The organism is Mucilaginibacter terrae (genome assembly GCF_042679325.1).
Taxonomy (GTDB): domain Bacteria; phylum Bacteroidota; class Bacteroidia; order Sphingobacteriales; family Sphingobacteriaceae; genus Mucilaginibacter; species Mucilaginibacter terrae.
In genome coordinates, this window is record NZ_JBHTMJ010000021.1 from 60,278 (window position 1) to 77,890 (window position 17,613).

11 protein-coding genes and 2 tRNA genes are annotated in these 17,613 nt (G+C 41.8%); 9 read left to right on the forward strand and 4 right to left on the reverse strand.

Going from position 1 to position 17,613, the window contains the following annotated elements; all coding sequences use genetic code 11:
• The first annotated feature begins 204 nt into the window (after window positions 1-204).
• The 3 genes from ACFQ3S_RS19385 (at window position 205) to ACFQ3S_RS19395 (ending at window position 7,909) form a co-directional block, all read left to right on the forward strand.
• Window positions 205-280 (forward strand) — tRNA-Pro (locus ACFQ3S_RS19385).
• A 340-nt stretch (window positions 281-620) separates the two neighbouring features.
• Complete coding sequence (locus ACFQ3S_RS19390; RefSeq protein WP_377167733.1) at window positions 621-6,953, forward strand: MBG domain-containing protein; 6,333 nt, start codon at window positions 621-623, stop codon at window positions 6,951-6,953.
• 26 nt (window positions 6,954-6,979) lie between these two features.
• Complete coding sequence (locus ACFQ3S_RS19395; RefSeq protein ID WP_377167736.1) at window positions 6,980-7,909, forward strand: PorP/SprF family type IX secretion system membrane protein; 930 nt, start codon at window positions 6,980-6,982, stop codon at window positions 7,907-7,909.
• 63 nt (window positions 7,910-7,972) lie between these two features.
• Here the strand turns inward: ACFQ3S_RS19395 and ACFQ3S_RS19400 are convergent, their stop codons facing one another.
• Window positions 7,973-9,418 (reverse strand): SDR family oxidoreductase, encoded by a 1,446-nt coding sequence (locus ACFQ3S_RS19400; RefSeq protein ID WP_377167739.1) that lies wholly within the window; start codon window positions 9,416-9,418, stop codon window positions 7,973-7,975.
• A gap of 121 nt (window positions 9,419-9,539) precedes the next feature.
• Between ACFQ3S_RS19400 and ACFQ3S_RS19405 the strand changes: the two genes are divergently transcribed.
• Window positions 9,540-10,226 (forward strand): DUF421 domain-containing protein, encoded by a 687-nt coding sequence (locus tag ACFQ3S_RS19405; protein ID WP_377167742.1) that lies wholly within the window; start codon window positions 9,540-9,542, stop codon window positions 10,224-10,226.
• Window positions 10,227-10,285: 59 nt separating this feature from the next.
• Here ACFQ3S_RS19405 and ACFQ3S_RS19410 read toward each other — a convergent pair whose 3' ends face one another.
• The 3 genes from ACFQ3S_RS19410 to ACFQ3S_RS19420 all read right to left on the reverse strand — a co-directional run bounded on the left by ACFQ3S_RS19410 (window position 10,286) and on the right by ACFQ3S_RS19420 (window position 14,068).
• Window positions 10,286-11,008, reverse strand: a complete 723-nt coding sequence (locus ACFQ3S_RS19410; RefSeq protein ID WP_377167745.1) for a DUF4397 domain-containing protein — start codon at window positions 11,006-11,008, stop codon at window positions 10,286-10,288.
• Between the two features lie 186 nt (window positions 11,009-11,194).
• Complete coding sequence (locus ACFQ3S_RS19415; protein WP_377167748.1) at window positions 11,195-13,459, reverse strand: Tex family protein; 2,265 nt, start codon at window positions 13,457-13,459, stop codon at window positions 11,195-11,197.
• A 390-nt stretch (window positions 13,460-13,849) separates the two neighbouring features.
• A complete protein-coding gene (locus ACFQ3S_RS19420; protein ID WP_377167751.1) occupies window positions 13,850-14,068 on the reverse strand; it encodes a hypothetical protein in 219 nt (72 codons plus the stop codon).
• A gap of 145 nt (window positions 14,069-14,213) precedes the next feature.
• Here ACFQ3S_RS19420 and ACFQ3S_RS19425 point away from each other — a divergent pair, with 145 nt between their 5' ends.
• The 5 genes from ACFQ3S_RS19425 (at window position 14,214) to ACFQ3S_RS19445 (ending at window position 17,408) form a co-directional block, all read left to right on the forward strand.
• On the forward strand, window positions 14,214-14,666 hold the full coding sequence (locus tag ACFQ3S_RS19425; protein WP_377167754.1) for an SRPBCC domain-containing protein: 453 nt from the start codon (window positions 14,214-14,216) through the stop codon (window positions 14,664-14,666).
• A 6-nt stretch (window positions 14,667-14,672) separates the two neighbouring features.
• Window positions 14,673-15,080: a transcriptional regulator gene (locus tag ACFQ3S_RS19430; protein ID WP_377167757.1), complete on the forward strand. Its 408-nt coding sequence runs from the start codon at window positions 14,673-14,675 to the stop codon at window positions 15,078-15,080.
• A gap of 98 nt (window positions 15,081-15,178) precedes the next feature.
• Window positions 15,179-15,940, forward strand: coding sequence for a UDP-2,3-diacylglucosamine diphosphatase (locus ACFQ3S_RS19435; RefSeq protein ID WP_377167769.1), 762 nt, complete (start codon window positions 15,179-15,181; stop codon window positions 15,938-15,940).
• A 258-nt stretch (window positions 15,941-16,198) separates the two neighbouring features.
• Complete coding sequence (gene prfA / locus ACFQ3S_RS19440) at window positions 16,199-17,272, forward strand: peptide chain release factor 1 (protein ID WP_377167760.1); 1,074 nt, start codon at window positions 16,199-16,201, stop codon at window positions 17,270-17,272.
• A 62-nt stretch (window positions 17,273-17,334) separates the two neighbouring features.
• Window positions 17,335-17,408: transfer RNA gene (locus ACFQ3S_RS19445), tRNA-Asp, on the forward strand.
• Window positions 17,409-17,613 lie beyond the last annotated feature (205 nt).

The window sequence follows — 17,613 nt, forward strand, 5'->3', positions numbered from 1 at the left end:
AACTATAAATACTTTAATCATTTTATTTTTTGCTTTGGCAATAAAGCAGATATTATAAAAAATAAATTATAGATTATATGCCAAAGCCTTCAGTTATATAAAAGTTTTAACTTAATAGTAATTTAATTATATTTGCTTTCTGGTTTTGGAGGTTGAGTGCTAATTACCAGTAAATGAATATTTTAATTTAAAAATTTGTATCTTTCGGGATGTAGCGTAGCCCGGTATCGCGCCAGCATGGGGTGCTGGAGGTCGTAGGTTCAAATCCTGCCATACCGACAAATAACGAAAAAAAATCCATAGCATAATGGATTTTGTATATAATACCTCTCTACCTGTTTTAAGTTTTTGATGCCTGTTTACATAATATAGTAAACATACCCATCATTATAACAAGCTTAAAAAAACAGCCCTATATTAAAATTAATCAACCGCTTATTTAATACCGTGTATTAACGGTTAAAATGCAGGGTTATGCCTGAATTTAATAGTAAAAACGGTTATTATTTTAGCTTAATAAAATATTACAGCGTTTTTAATAAATCTTTCATGCTATTAAGTATGAAACGCAGTAATAAGCGAGTAAGGATTTTTATATAACTGCGATTTTGACTTATTATATGTTAAAAATATTTACTGAAATTTGTATAGCTAAGCTCATCCTGTTTTTTATATGCCTGCTAACGTTAAATATAACAGATGCAATGGCCGGAAGCAGCATTGCTTTAAAAAATACTTTACCCGAAAAAAAATGGATTAATACCGCAGCCGTTGATCAAACCATAAACTTCGATGCACAGTCTCCTAAACTTTATACAGATACGGATTTTGATCCCGGAGGTGTAGCCAGCTCGGGCCTAACGGTTACCTATTTAAGTAGTAATACTGCGGTTGCTACTATTATTGCCAATAAAATACATATTGTTGGTACCGGTACAGCACTTATAACAGCATCGCAAAATGGTAATAACACATATAACCGTGCAGCTGCTGTTAGCAGAACGCTTACGGTTGCCAAAGCAAACTTAACCGTTACCGCAAGCAGCCAAACCCGTAACTATGGTGTTAATAATGCTGCTATTTCTCTATCGTTCGTTGGTTTTAAAGCGGGCGAAAGCGTTAATCAGTTGCAGGTACAGCCACGTGCTGTTACTACCGCTGGCGCTAAAACAAATGCCGGGACTTATAATGTAACCGTAATGGGCGGCTCATCAAATAATTATAATTTTAACTATGTTTCAGGCTCAATCACAATTAATAAAATCACCTTAACTATTGCGGCTGTTGCCAAAGCCAAAGCTTATGGTGAAGTTTTGCCGGCTTTAACCGTTACCTATACCGGTTTTGTTGCCGGCGATAATGCCAGTAAGCTAACCACAACAGCTATACTGGCCACACCAGCTACTGTAAACAGCCCGGCCGGGAGCTATGCTATAACTGTATCAGGTGCTACTTCTCCAAACTATAATATTACCCAGGTAAACGCCACCTTAACGGTTAACAAAGGAAACCTTACCATTACCGCTGTTGCTAAAACTAAAGTGTACGCTACTGCAAACCCCGAATTTAACTACATAGTAAAAGGGTTTGTTTCGGGGCAAACCGAAGCCATATTATCAACACCGGTTGTTATATCAACTACGGCAACGCAAAATTCGCCAGTAGGGGTATATCCCATAACTTTATCGGGCGCAACAACAGCTAATTATAATATAACGTATATTCAAGGCTACTTAACAATTACCAAAGCGGCTTTAACCATAAGCGCAGATGCTAAAACTAAAGTTTATGGACAGGTAAATCCGGTATTGACAATTAATTATACCGGGTTTGTAAATGGGGAAAATGAAAATGTTTTAACCACAGCCCCTATAGTGCGTACTCCTGCAACACAAAATTCGCCAACAGGTGCATATAATATTAATGTGGAAGGTGCTATTGCTGCTAACTATGCCATTGCCTACATTACAGGTAAAATAACCATTACAAAAGCCACCTTAATTATAGCAGTAAATAACCAAACCCGTGTATATGGATCGCCAAACCAAGTGTTAACGGCAACCTATACGGGTTTTGTTAACGGTGATAGTGAAAATAATTTAACATTAAGACCAGCCATTGCTACAACAGCAAATGCAGCAACAAAAGCGGGTGCCTATGCCATTACTGTAAAAAACGCATTGTCAACCAACTATAACTTGGTTTATGTTAACGGTACTTTGAATATTATTAAGGCTACGCTTACCATTAAAGCCGATAATATAACCAGAGTTTACGGATCGACGGTGCCGAATTTAACCGTTACTTATACTGGTTTTGTGAATGGTGAAACAGCGAATAATCTTAGTAAAAAACCAATAATTGCAGCCCCGGTTACAGCAAAATCGCAGGTAGGTAATTATGCAATTTCTATTGCGGGCGCGGCATCATTAAATTATGACATATTTTACCAGGCTGGTACCTTAACCATAACCAAAAGGAGGTTAATTATAACTGCTCAAAATAAAGTACGGGCATACGGTGCGGTTAATCCTGTTTTAACGGTAGCCTACACCGGCCTGGCTAACGGCGACAAGGCTCCGGGAATATTAAGCGGAGCGCCAGTATTAGGAACAGTTGCAAACAGAACATCTGCGCTCGGTAACTATTTAATTGAAGTGAGCGGTAGCGTAACCGCAGCTAATTATGATATTGTATTTGCCAATGGTACACTTACGGTAGGTAAGGCAACTATAAAGGTTACTGTAGTTAACAAAGCAAAAGTTTACGGCCAGCCTAATCCTGCATTTACGTTAACCTATACTGGTTTTGTAAATGGAGATAATGCTTCTGTAATTACCACACTTCCTCAGGCCCCAACTACAATCGCAACAGCAGCCTCTCCCGCAGGAAATTACCCTATCACAACAACGGGTGGAGTTGTAGCAAATAATTATATATTTACCTATGTACAAGGAAGATTATCCATAAATAGGGCAAGTTTGAATATCGTTTTCGATAATAAAACTAAGGTTTATGGGCAACCTAACCCGGTGTTTACTTATACACTTAACGGTTTTATAAATGGTGATACCCAAGCATCAGAACCTTTTGTAGTTGCTCCGCAAATTAGTTCAGTGGCAGCAACGGCCGGAGCTGGTTATTATACAATCAGGATTTTAGGGGGCTATACACGTAATTATAACCTGAGATCGGTAAATGGGTTTTTAACAGTTAATAAAGCCAATTTAGTAATAAGTGCTGTTGATGCACGCAGGAGTTATGCCTCTGCTAATCCGATATTCACCGCCACATATACCGGCTTGGTTAACGGCGATACGGAAGCAAACATAGCTACCAAACCTACTTTTACTACAAACGCCACGGCAACATCCGTACCCGATATTTATGTGCTTAACGTTGCGGGAGCGGCATCTCCTAACTATAATATAACTTACACCGGAGCAAAACTTGTTATAACTAAACGCAAACTAATTGTTAGAGCGGTTAACAGGGAAAAAACTTATGGCGATGCTAATCCTGCTTTTACCGTAGCTTATGAAGGGTTTGCTAATGGCGATACAGAAGCAAACTTAACTACACCCGCTACGGCCACAACTAATGTGAGCGCTGGTACAGCAGCCGGAAAATATAATATCTCTCCGCTGGGTTTTGCCGATAATAAGTATGAAGCCGAATATGTAAATGGTACTATAACTATTAATAAAGCCAACCTAACGGTAGTGGCTCAAAATGCTACACGCGTTTATGGTACAGCTAACCCATTGTTTAATATTACTTATACAGGTTTTGTGAATGGCGATACCGAGGCTGTATTAACCAACCGGGTAAACGGAACAACAACAGCGACCAAAGCTTCTGGCGTTGGAAATTATGACATTACCTTAAATGGAGGTACAGCAGCAAATTACAATTTTATTTATAATGCTGCTGGCGGGTTAAGTATTACACCTGCTACCTTAACTATTACCGTGAATGATGCAAGCAGGTTTTACGGTGCAGCTAATCCTGAATTTACATCGACTTATACCGGCTTTGTAAATGGGGATACCCAAGTCGGTTTAACCACTTTACCAGAATATACGACCACCGCAAATCAATTAAGCGGCGTAGGCACCTATCCAATTACGGTATCAAACGCAGCATCAGGCAATTACAACATATTATATAATTCTGGAGCGCTAGCGATCAATAAAGCACTACTTATAGCTAAAGCCGACGATAAAACAAAATTTTACGGAAATACCAATCCCGAATTTACAGTAAGTTATACCGGCTTTGTTAATAATGAAACCCAAGTAATATTAACTGCACCCGCTACAGCTGCTATAGCTTCTGATATTGATGTATCAACCTTGCCTGGAAGTTATGTGATAATGCCAACAGGTGGCTCGGCAAACAACTATCAACTAAGCTACACTACCGGCACATTCAATATTAATAAAGCAGATTTATTGGTTACCGCCGTAAACGCGTCACGTGGATATGGTACTGTTAATCCCGTGTTCACAGTAACTTATAATGGCTTTGTTTTAGGTGATACCCAGGCCAGCCTTACTACCCTGCCCGCTGCGGCAACTGTAGCTACGGATAATTCGCCAGCTGGCAATTATTCAATAGTTGCAACCGGAGGTGTTTCAAACAAATACGAATTTAAATATGTCAATGGTGTATTATCTATAAGTAAAGCCATATTGGTAATAAGTGTAAGCCCGGCATCACGGACTTATGGTGCCGCCAATCCTTTATTTACCCCATTATATAGCGGATTTGTAAATGGTGATACCGAAAGCAGTATGACCTCTGTTCCAACATATACTACCAATGCAATAGCCACCTCGGGTGTGGGTCAATACTCTGTTACACCATTTGGGGCGGTAAACAACAATTATGAAATCGGCTATAACACTGGTGAATTAACTATTAACAAAGCACAGCTTATAGCCAAGGCCGATGACAAGAACAAAACCTATGGCAATGCCAACCCGGCATTTACGGTAAGCTATACCGGCTTTGTTAATAATGAAACAAATAGTGTGCTTACAACGCAGGCAAGGGCATTGGTAGCAGCAGGTATTGACGTAACTACCGTTCCTGGTAATTATATGATTACCCCGGTTGGAGGTTCGGCCACAAATTATCAGCTAAGCTACAATACAGGGCAACTTACTATTGATAAAGCATTGTTAACGGTTACAGCAAATAGTGAAACCCGTGAGTATGGCGCTATTAATCCAGTTTTTACAGTTGATTACAGTGGTTTTGTATTGGAAGATACCCCGGCCGATCTTGATGTTAAGCCAACAGCAACCACCATTGCAACCGGGAGTTCACCAGTGGGAACTTATGCAATAATACCCGCAAGAGGAGTATCTGATAAATACGCGTTTGACTATAAAAACGGGTTGCTAAATATTGGTAAGCTAAGCCTTCAAATATCGGCACAACCGGCCACAAAAACGTACGGAGAAGCTAACCCAGCTTTTACACCAACCTATACGGGCTTTATTAATGGAGATACAGAAGTCAGCCTTACCACTAAACCAGTGTTTAATATTACTGCCAACACGGCCTCGCCTGTAGGAACTTACAGCATTACACCAACGGGTGCCACAAGCAATAATTATTCTATAGTTTATAAAAGTGGTGTACTTACAGTTAATAAAGCCCAGTTAAATGTAATTGCTGAAGACAAGAACAAAATATATGGTTCGGCTAATCCTGCTTTCACAATTGCTTACAGTGGCTTTGTAAATGGCGATACCGAAGCGGCACTAATAAGCCCGCCTTTAGCATTGTCTGCAGCAACGCAATCATCAGGAGCCGGAACTTATGCAATTATACCAACAGCCGGATCGGCAGCTAATTACAGCCTGGCTTATACCAATGGTACATTAACGGTAAACAAGGCGCAATTAACTATAACGGCTAATAACGCCACGCGTTTGTTTAATGAAGCTAATCCGGCATTTACGGTGGTATATACCGGCTTTGTAAACGGGGATACCGAAAACAGCCTAAGCGCCAAACCGGTAGAAACTACAACAGCCACAGAAGCATCGCCGGTTGGTACTTATGCGCTCGTTCCGGGATCGGCGGTATCTGCAAATTATAATTTTAACTATGTTAATGGTATATTAATCATTACTTCAAGTACGGCACTAATAAACTTTGCATTGTTGCCGGCAAAAACCTTTGGTGATGCCGATTTTGACCCAACAGCTACCAATGCCGTGAACGAGCCTATGGTGTACACATCAAGTAATACGGCTGTTGCTACCATATTAAATGGTAAAATACATATTGTGGGCGCCGGTATGGCAACAATAACTGCGGCATTTGCACCAGGCAGTAATTATAATCAAACACTACCGGTTAGCCAGTTATTTGTGGTTGATAGGGCTCTACAAAGAATTTCTTTTACAAAAATACCAACCATTGCAAAAGGGAGCAGCTACAACCTGAATGGCATAGTTTCCACATCGGGTTTGCCGGTTATATTAAAGGTATCCGATCCGGTTATATCATCATTACAAGGGCTGGTTTTAACCGGCCGGCAAATTGGTAACACTACAATAAGTGCTTACCAGCCCGGAAATGATAATTATTATCCTGCAACAACTGTTGTGCAAAATGTATTGGTGGTAAACGATGCCGATGGGCAGATAGAAATAATAGTACACCAGGCCGTATCACCTAATGGCGATGGCATAAACGATACCTTTTTTATTGAAGGTATTGCTAACCATCCAAACAACCAGGTAACTATTGTTAACCGTAACGGATTAAAAGTTTACGAAGCAATAGGCTATGACAATATTAACCGGGTATTTAATGGACGCTCGAATGTTACGAACAGCCTATTACAACCGGGTACGTATTTTTATCAGATCAAATATATTTCAAACGGAAAAGGCCTAAAACTAACCGGATATTTTGTATTAAAGTATTAGCCCAAGTTCAACCGAACACATACATAATGATAACAAAAAGCATAAAAGGTATTGGCAAGGCTGTTGGCGTAATGCTACTGATCATATTTGGCGTTCAGCATGTGGAGGCACAGCAATTTTTTAGCTATAGCCAATACATGAACAATTTAACGCCACTCAACTCTGCATATTCACTTATAGATAAAAACGGCACACTTAATGCGCTGCTTCGTAAGCAATGGACAGGTATTGAGGGCTCGCCGTCCACCTTTATTTTTAACGGGAATTTGCCTATCGAATCTATTAACGGTGCAGCAGGGTTAATTGTGATGAACGATCAGTTCGCAGTGGAACACCTCACTGAAATTAACGGTTTTTTTGCAAAAGGCATACAACTAGGAAACAATCAGTTTTTAGGGGTATCCTTAAATGCCGGTATCCGGCGTTACGTAGCTAACTATTCATCGCTTGATGCCGTTGATCCGCAGTTTAGAAACGATGTTCGTGAAAACAAACCTAATATAGGCTTCGGCATATTGTATTATTCCGATCATTATTATGTAGGGGTATCCTTGCCAGAATTAAGCATACGCGATTTGGGTAATGCATCTACACAAAGGGCGGATTTTTTTAGGAACCATTTTAACTTTGCAGGTGCTTACCTTTTTGGTAAAGAAGGCGATGATGTAAGGGCCAAACCGGCCGTATTGGCTACTTACACCAAAGGGGTGCCTTTTATAGCCGATATGTCAACCACGTTATATTTTAAAAGCATATTGGGTATAGGGGTTAATTATCGTACCAATAACGAAATGTCGGGTATTATTTCGATAAGCTCCGATATTATAAAATTAGGCTATAGCTACCAGTTTGGTACATCAGCAACCAATTTGGGAGGCCGTTTAAGCAATGCTACCCATGAGGTAACACTCTCCTATCGCTTTGGTCAAAACACCATGAGCAGGAGTATATTATAGGAGATTACAACAGGGACCAAAAAGGTTGATTTAATTTATAATTACCAGGTCTTAAATTGTCAATTAGTATGGCTGGCCATAGTTAACTATTCTTTTAGCCATTCCTTTAAAAATGAAAATGTGAAAGGGAAACATGGCCGCCCAATACAACCGTCCCCACAAACCGTTGGGCCTAAAGGTAGCTATCTGGCTTAAAAACAGTTTACTGTCGCGTTCTACAATTTTAAATTCCAGCCAGGCCTCACCAGGGAGTTTCATCTCGGCATAAAGCAACAGCCGCTTGTTCGCTTTATCGGCAAGTAATACCCGCCAAAAATCTATTACATCACCAGGAGCTATGCGGTCGGTACTGGTACGGCCCCTACGTAAACCAACGCCGCCAAAAAGCTTATCTATAAAACCGCGTATGCTCCATATCCAATCCCAATAATACCAGCCACGGTTGCCTCCAATGGCCCAAATGTTTTTAAAAACCTGCTCTGTGCCATTTTTAAACGGTATTTTAACTTTATATTCTTGTGTGCCGTTTTGAGGCACCTTAATTTGGTCCATAAATTCCGATCGGAGATTGCCTATGTTTAAAGCGTCTTTCCAGCTCGATACAATAGAATTTTGCTCTATTTTCATGAATGCCAGCCGCAGCGCTTCTTCGTAACTCAGGCATTGGTGCGGTATAATGCCGTTAATGTCATTATTGCGGCAAACGGTTTCATTTTTCATACTGTTAACCAGGCTTTGTGCCAGCGAATAACTGGTAGAAGTAACAAAGTAAAGCCAGTATGATGATATTTTGGGGGATAGGAAAGGAAGAGTAATAATATAACGGTTAAGCTTACGCACTTTGGCATAAGTAAGCATCATTTGTTTAAACGATAGAACATCGGGCCCGCCAATATCAAAGTTATGGTCGTAAGTGCTTTCATTCAGCAATACATTTTCGAGGTAAAATAGTACATCGCGGATACCAATAGGTTGGCTGCGCGTATTTACCCAGCGTGGCACGGTCATTACGGGTAGCTTTTCGGTCAGGTCGCGGATGATCTCGAATGATGCGCTGCCAGAGCCGATAATAATGGCGGCCCGTAAAACCGTTAAGGCCGATTTGCTTTCTTTTAATACATCCTCTACCCGGCGGCGTGAGGTTAAGTGTTGCGATAAGGCTTCATCGTTACTAATGCCGCTTAGGTAAATAATTTGTTTACAATGAGTTTTTTGCAGGGCGTTTACAAAATTACGGGCCGATGTTTCTTCCATTTCCGAAAAGCTGCTTCCTTCGGCCATGGAGTGTACCAGGTAATAGGCGGCATCAATGTTTTCAGGGAAAGCCTGAATACTATCCTCTTGCAGCAAGTCGCCGGTAATAACGGCAACGCGGTCGCTAAAATCGCTGTTCTCTTTAAAACGCCGTTTATCGCGCACCAGGCACACTACGCTATGGCCTTTTTCCAGTAAGCAGGGAATAAGCCGTGTTCCAATATACCCGTTAGCTCCGGCCAGTAATACCTTCATATAAATACAACAACAATTAAGGCCTGGTGTTCTTATATTCGTATAGTTAATTAAACCCGCCGTATTAAATCCATGAACCCAAGATGTTTTTTACCGTAACCCTATTTAAACTTATAAAGCAATGAACATAGAGTGGAAAAGAATTTTAATGAACGATATGCCATACAGCTTTTTACTGGAAGTGGTTTTGCGTTCGGTTATTATGTTTATTATTATCCTGCTTACGTTAAGGGCATCGGGTAAAAGGGGCATTAAGCAGCTTTCTGTATTTGAGCTGGTGTTGATTATTGGTCTGGGATCGGCCGCAGGCGATCCTATGTTTTATAAAGATGTGGGTATTTTAAATGCCTTAACCGTTTTCATAGTAGTAATTTCGCTTTATATTGCTGTTACCAGATTAACCGATAAAGTAACCTGGTTTGAAAAGGTAATGGAGGGAGAACCATCTTACCTTATTAAAGATGGAAAGATAATGATAGATGCCTTTAAGGCATCGGGTTTAACAAAGGATGAATTTTTTTCGGAGTTAAGGGTGTTAAATGTAGAACACTTAGGTCAGGTTAAAACGGTATTGATAGAAACATCGGGCCTGTTTAGTGTGCTGTTTTATGCCGATGATGAAGTAAAGCCGGGTTTGCCTATTTTCCCCGGGCCGCTCAGCATTAAAACAAAACAAGTGCAAGGAGCCGGACCATTTGCCTGTGTTGATTGCGGGCAGTTAGAGAACCCTGAGAAAGAGGTTCATGAATGTCCGTCATGTTCCTGTAATGAGTGGATAATACCTATAAACACCAAACGAATCTCTTAAAAACGGTAAAAAAAGGTAGCGGCTACGAACCGATACCTTTTAACAAAACATTGGTATATTTAATTATAGTAAGCATTGGTTTGAATTTTTGCTGTTAGCATGGTTGCATCGGTAGCCGAGGCCACGCCTTGAAGCCATACCGTATAAACCGAATTACCTTTCAGCTGTATATCATTAATAGTAGCCAATACGGTAGTGGTACCTGCTTGGCGAACCTCCAACGTATAGGTATTACCCCCTTGTATGGATACAAAGGATGAAAAACCTTTGTAGGCTTTATTGGTAGCCAGTACTTGTCCGCTTTTAATAGCCAGATCAACAGCTGGTGCACTGGCGCTTACATTTACCAGGCGAATGGCAGTCATTCCCGAAGCGGGCCTTGCAATAGAATCACGGAGTAACAAAAAGTCGGGGGCGGTGGAAACATTGGTTAAATAAAGGGTATAAAACCTATCGGCCTGCAGCGTAGCTGTGTCTGACTTTACCGTTTGCCGGGTGCCCGCCAGGTAAAAGGTGGCCGTTCTTTTCCCGGTGTAGGCTCTCAAATAATCGAGCCCGCTGCCGTAACTTATTGCCTGAACGTTTGTTTTATTTTCATCGAGGTAAAAATCGAGCGGTTGCGTACCCGGAGAAGCATTAACTACGGAAATTAATGCCGCCGGGGGGGCTGTAACATCATTGTTGTCGTTGTTTTTTATGCAGGAAATAAATAATACGGCTATTAGGCCGAACATTCCTGCTATTATGGCCTGTTTTTTAATTAAGGAATGAGCTTTTTTCATGGTATAAACTTTTTAAGCAGTTAATACCAGTATGTACGTTACTGAAGTGCAAAACGCTACCAATGGTTAAAAAAATTAATCAATTTGTTTTAAAAGAAAGATAATGTTAAAAGGACATACTGGTGATCTCATCGGCATTGAGCTGCTGAAACCGCCGGTTAAATTATAGTATGATAGAGGCATAGTTTACTTAAATTTAGCTTTTAGGGCCGCAAGTTTGCTTTGCATATCGGTTTCGGGTTCGCGCTGTTTATTGCGGTTTTGATTATTGTTGTTACCGCCTAATGGCACCGTTTTTTTAATGATGTTGTTCTCCTTCAGTTTTTCGTTTTCTTTCATGCTCAATGAGATGCGCTTACGATTGACATCAACCTCTGTAACGGTTACTTCTACCTGCTGATGAACTTTTAACACTTCGTTAGGGTCTTTAATAAACCGGTTCGTGATCTGGCTTAAATGCACTAAACCGTCCTGGTGAACACCAATATCAACAAAGGCGCCGAAATTAGTAATATTGGTTACGATGCCCGGCAACTTCATGCCTACTTTCAGATCCTTAATTTCGTTCACACCCTCGGTAAAGCTAAAGGCTTCAAACTTTTCGCGCGGATCGCGGCCCGGTTTGGCCAGTTCGGCCATAATATCGGTGAGGGTAGGCAAACCAACCTTGCCCGACGTGTATTTTTGCAGCGGGATACTCTTGCGAAGCTTATCGTCGGTCATCAGATCGCGGATGGTGGCATTATGGTCTTTAGCAATTTGCTCCACCAGGGTATAACGCTCGGGGTGTACACCACTTGCCTCTAACGGATTATCAGAGCCTTGAATACGCAAAAAACCAGCCGCCTGCTCAAAAGCTTTATCGCCCAGGCGCGGAACCTTCTTTAACTGTTCGCGGCGTTTAAAGGCACCGTTCTGGTTACGATAATCTACAATGTTTTGCGCCAGTTGCGGTCCAAGCCCCGATACGTAAGCCAGCACTTGTTTCGATGCCGTGTTTAATTCAACACCAACGGCATTTACGCAGCTAATAACCGTATCATCCAGTGAAGTTTGTAGTTTGTTTTGATCAACATCGTGCTGGTACTGACCTACACCTATCGATTTTGGATCTATTTTAACCAGTTCGGCCAACGGGTCCATCAAACGGCGACCAATGGAAACCGCACCACGCACGGTAACATCCTTATCGGGAAACTCTTCTCGGGCTACTTCGGATGCCGAATAGATTGACGCGCCGCTTTCGTTCACCATAACAATAGTAACCTCCGGCAGTTGCATATTACGTATAAACGTTTCGGTTTCGCGGCCGGCAGTACCATTGCCAATGGCAATGGCCTCTATTTTATAGCTCTCAAATAAATGCTTAACGGTTTTTTCGGCTTCACGGGCCTGGCCGGCACCGGTATGCGGAAACACGGCCGTGTATTCCAGTAACTTGCCTTGTTCATCCAAACAAACCACCTTGCAACCGGTACGAAAACCCGGATCTACCGCCATCACCCGTTTTTGGCCAAGCGGTGCAGCTAATAACAGCTGACGGGCATTCTCCGCAAATACGCGGATGGCTTCTTCGTCGGCTTTCTTTTTGGTAAGTAAACGGGCTTCGGTTTCCATAGATGGTTTAAGCAGGCGTTTGTACCCATCGGCAATAGCTAAACGAATCTGGTCGCTTGATGAATTATTAGCCGTAACAAAGGTTCGGTCTAACAACACAATGGCCTCATCTTCAGGCGGCATAATATCCAGGTACAGTATTTCTTCTTTTTCGCCGCGGCGCATGGCTAGTACCCGATGCGATGGTGCTGTTTTAACCGGCTCGGTCCAGTCGAAATAATCTTTATACTTAATGCCTGATTCTTCTTTACCCGGCGCTACTTTAGATTGAAAAGTTCCTTTATTAATGAACATATCGCGCATTTGCGCACGGATCTCTGCATTCTCGCTAATGGTTTCGGCTATAATATCGCGGGCACCGGCTAAGGCTTCTTCGGCAGTGGTAACACCTTTATCGGCATCTACGTATTTATCAGCTTCGGCATAAAGGTCAACTTTGGTTTGTGTAAATATCAGATCGGCCAGTGTTTGTAAGCCTTTTTCGCGGGCCTTGGTAGCACGGGTGGTACGTTTAGGGCGGTAAGGCAGGTAAATATCTTCCAGGGCTACCATGGTTTCGGCTTCGTCAATCTGTTTTTGCAGTTCGGGCGTTAATTTGGCCATATCGGTAAGCGATTTCAGGATAGCTTCGCGGCGCTTATCCAGGTCGCGCAGCTGCTGTACGCGGTCGCGAATGCTGGTGATCTGCACCTCGTCTAAACTTCCGGTCAGTTCTTTACGGTAACGGGAAATGAAGGGAACGGTAGCGCCTTCATCTAACAAATTAATGGTGGCGGTTACTTGTTTTGATGCTACAGAAAGCTGTTGGGCTATTTTAATATGATGATCTATCATGTACACTTTGCTTTTACGGCTGCGAAATTGGGATTTGTTAGGCAGATATGCAAGTGTATGAGGAGAGACAAGAGGTGAGAGACAAGAGGTGAGAGACAAGACCGATATTTTAAAGGGTTTATCTTGGCTTTTGTTTCTTAGCTCTTGCTTCTAATCCTTTATTTTTGCCGCCATATACTCACAACAACTGCGGCTGTTTGAACTGAAATTAGGTGATATTTATAATAGAACGGAATGGATACAAGATGAAATTGATTTGCCGGGTTTTAGTGCCTTGTTCCCTGTGGAATATAAAAATGAACTTCCTAAACGGCCCGAAATGCCCGAGGATTTTGACCTGGACCGCACTACGCGCTTAGCAATTATGGTGGCTTTTAGAGAGGCGTTCAGTTAAGCTTTAGCCCTGGTTTTTTCCTCGCGGGCTACAGTTATTATTAAAAAAACCAGCAGCGTAGTAAAACAGACTACCCCAAGCGCAGCTAAGGCTACACGCCAGTTTTGATGCAGCAGCATGCCTTTGTACATACTGCGTACACCCACTACAATCATCCCGGTAAATATAATAAACGGAACAATTAGCTTTTGCCTGAGCGTATAGTTGGATTTCATATTTTAAATATAGCGGTTTTAAACACTATTGTATCATACAAAGCAAAATTACCCCCTATTTTGTCGCGTTTACACCACACTCATTTTGCGGAAAGTTCTCATATTCGTAATACAATAATCAATTCATTGTTTAATAACCCAGAGTATGGAAAAGTTAACTTTCAGCAAAACCATTAACGCGTCGCGTCAAACCGTATGGAATATTTTGTGGAGCGATACTACTTACCCCGAGTGGACCAGCGCTTTTTGCGAGGGCTCGCACATGATAACCGATTTGCAAAAAGGGAGCAAAGTGTTGTTTTTAGACGGCAAGGGATCGGGCATGGTATCAATGGTTGCTGAAAAGCGGGAGCCCGAATACCTATCGTTTGAACATCTTGGCGAAGTAAAGAACGGTATAGAAGACACCGAAAGCGAACAGGTTAAAATGTGGGCGGGTGCGCATGAAAATTATACCCTTACAGAAACCGAAGGACAAACCCACCTGCTTGTTGACCTGGAAAGCGTAGGTATGCCCGATGAGTTCCAAGATTACTTTTTAAAAACCTGGCCGGTAGCAATGAATAAAATAAAGGAGTTATCTGAAGAAAAAGGCTAAAAATACATGGAAAAATACATTTTAAAGGAAGACCTGCGCATACTTTGCGTAACTGCCGGGTCTTTTCCCGAAGGGATACAAAAAGCATTTAATACCCTGGAAAACTTAATTGGCGGTAAAGAAAACCGAACTTTCTTTGGCATATCAAAGCCCGAAAACGGAATCATAATTTACAAAGCAGGTGCTTTAGAAGCTTACCCAAATGAAGGAACACAGCACGGCTTCGAAACGATCATTCTGCAAAAAGGCACTTATTTAACAGAGTTAGTGCATAATTTTAAGCAAAATACATCATATATTGAAATTGCTTTTCAACAATTATTAAACAGCCCCGACCTGGATCCTGCTTCATTTTGCGTAGAATGGTATAAGGATAATGATATACTTTGTATGATTAAGCTAAATGAATTATGATCGTTAAACGGATAGTGTTTTAAAATGAGCAATTCAGCCTTAACGCACAGCTTTCATCTATGTCAACTGTTACCATAAAACCGTACTTTTGATAATTGATGACCACCCGCGCTAAAATCTATTTTGCATCCGATATACACTTAGGAGCCTTAGGCTATACCAGTAGCCGGGAACGTGAAGCCCGCGTTGTACGCTGGCTTGATAGCATTAAGCATGATGCTGCCGAGCTGTTTTTAATAGGCGATGTATTTGATTTTTGGTTCGAATATACAACCGTAGTGCCACGCGGATATATCCGTTTTTTGGGTAAGCTGGCCGAACTGGTAGATTTGGGTGTTAAATTATACTTTTTTAAGGGCAATCACGATATGTGGATGTTCGACTATTTTGAGCAGGAGCTGGATGCCACCATTATTAGTAACGAACTAATTATAGAGCGCCAGGGTAAAAAGCTGTACCTGCACCATGGCGATGGCTTAGGTAAGGGTGATGGCAAGTATAAAATACTTAAAAAAGTTTTCCGCAGCCGCTTATGTCAGTGGCTGTTTGAGCGCATGCACCCCAACTTTGGCGTAGGTTTGGCTAACTACTGGTCGAGGAATAGCCGCATAGCCAACGAAGCGCCTAAAGAGAAAAAAATGTTTGAGAATGAGTGGCTGGTAAGCTTTGCCCGCGAAACGCTTCAATCCGCTCATTATGATTATTTGATATTCGGTCACCGCCATTTGCCGCTGGTTATAAACCTGGGCAATAACAGCCAGTACGTTAACCTGGGCGAGTGGATCCATTTCAATTCTTTTGCCGTAATGGATGGCGGCGCAGTTGAGTTAGGATACTTTGAATGCACAAACGAGCTGTAAACCACTAACACTCACCAACAGACCAGCCATTGATTTTACGTTTCGTTTACCCTTATTGGCCATTGATCCATACTTATATGCCTGAAATTGCGTATTTTTGTTAGCTTTTTGTACAAGCCTTTTTATCATAAACCCGATTGCGGCATAAAACTTTTTAGCACGGAGATAAAAACCGGCAAAAAATCTGTAGTGTAAAACGGGTTTATCGTAACCGATGAAACACTGCAACTGAATTTCAGAGAGAAGAAGAGATACACCATGTTAGAGAAATTAGAATTAATACGCGACCGCTGGCAAACGGTTGAACAAGAGTTAAGCAGCCCAGATGCCATGGCCGATATGAAGCGCTTTGCCCAATTGAGTAAAGAGTATAAAGACTTAACCGTTGTTGTAGAGCAATACAAGATCTACAAGAATATAATGAGCAATATTGAAGCTAATAAGGAGATTTTAGCAACTGAAAAGGATGCTGATTTTCGTGAGATGGCTAAAATGGAACTGGATGAACTGATAGCTCAGCGTGATGAGAAGGAAGAAGAGATCCGGGTAATGTTGATCCCTAAAGATCCAGAGGATACTAAGCATGCCATTATTGAGATACGTGGTGGTACAGGTGGCGATGAGGCTGCACTTTTTGCCGGCGATTTGTACCGCATGTACATGCGGTATTGCGAACGTCGCGGCTGGAAAACCGAACTGGTAGATTTTACCGAGGGAACATCGGGTGGTTACAAAGAGGTTGTACTGAATGTATTAGCCGATGATGCTTACGGTAACCTGAAGTTTGAATCGGGTGTACATCGGGTACAGCGCGTACCCGACACGGAAACACAGGGACGCGTACACACATCTGCAGCCACGGTGGTGGTATTGCCCGAGGTAGATGAGTTTGATATTGACTTGCAGGTAAGCGATATTCGTAAAGATTTGTTTTGTGCTTCGGGCCCTGGCGGTCAGTCGGTGAACACCACCTACTCTGCCGTGCGCTTAACCCACTTGCCTTCGGGTATTGTAGCCCAGTGCCAGGATCAGAAATCGCAGTTAAAGAATTACGATAAGGCTTTGCAGGTGCTGCGTTCACGCGTTTACGAGATGGAATTGCAGAAACATTTGGAGGAAACATCGAAGAAAAGGAAAACCATGGTGTCAACAGGCGACCGTTCTGCCAAAGTTCGTACTTATAATTACCCCCAAGGCCGCGTTACCGAACACCGTATAGGATTAACCATATACAATCTTCCAGGAGTTATGAACGGTGATTTACAGGAAATTATGGAGTCGTTACAATTTGCTGAAAACGCCGAAAAGCTGAAAGAAGGTACCGTAGCCTAAATTTTTTTAATATTTTTTGGGATTGCACATACAAGTTCCTATATTTGCAGTCCCAAACGGGAGGAGTGGTAGTTCAGCTGGTTAGAATGCCTGCCTGTCACGCAGGAGGTCGCGGGTTCGAGTCCCGTCCATTCCGCTGGTTATGTTATCAAAAACATCGAAAAGGCCTTTAATCGTAGATTAAGGGCCTTTTTCGTTTCAGTACTTTATCAAAACTCGCATATTAAAGCATAATTCTATTGCGTCATTCATTGCGTCTTTTCGATTTCGAAAAAAGACGGATCAAGCATAATTCTTGGGGGATATGGTAAAATTTATTTGTTTTGCAATTTAGAAACGAA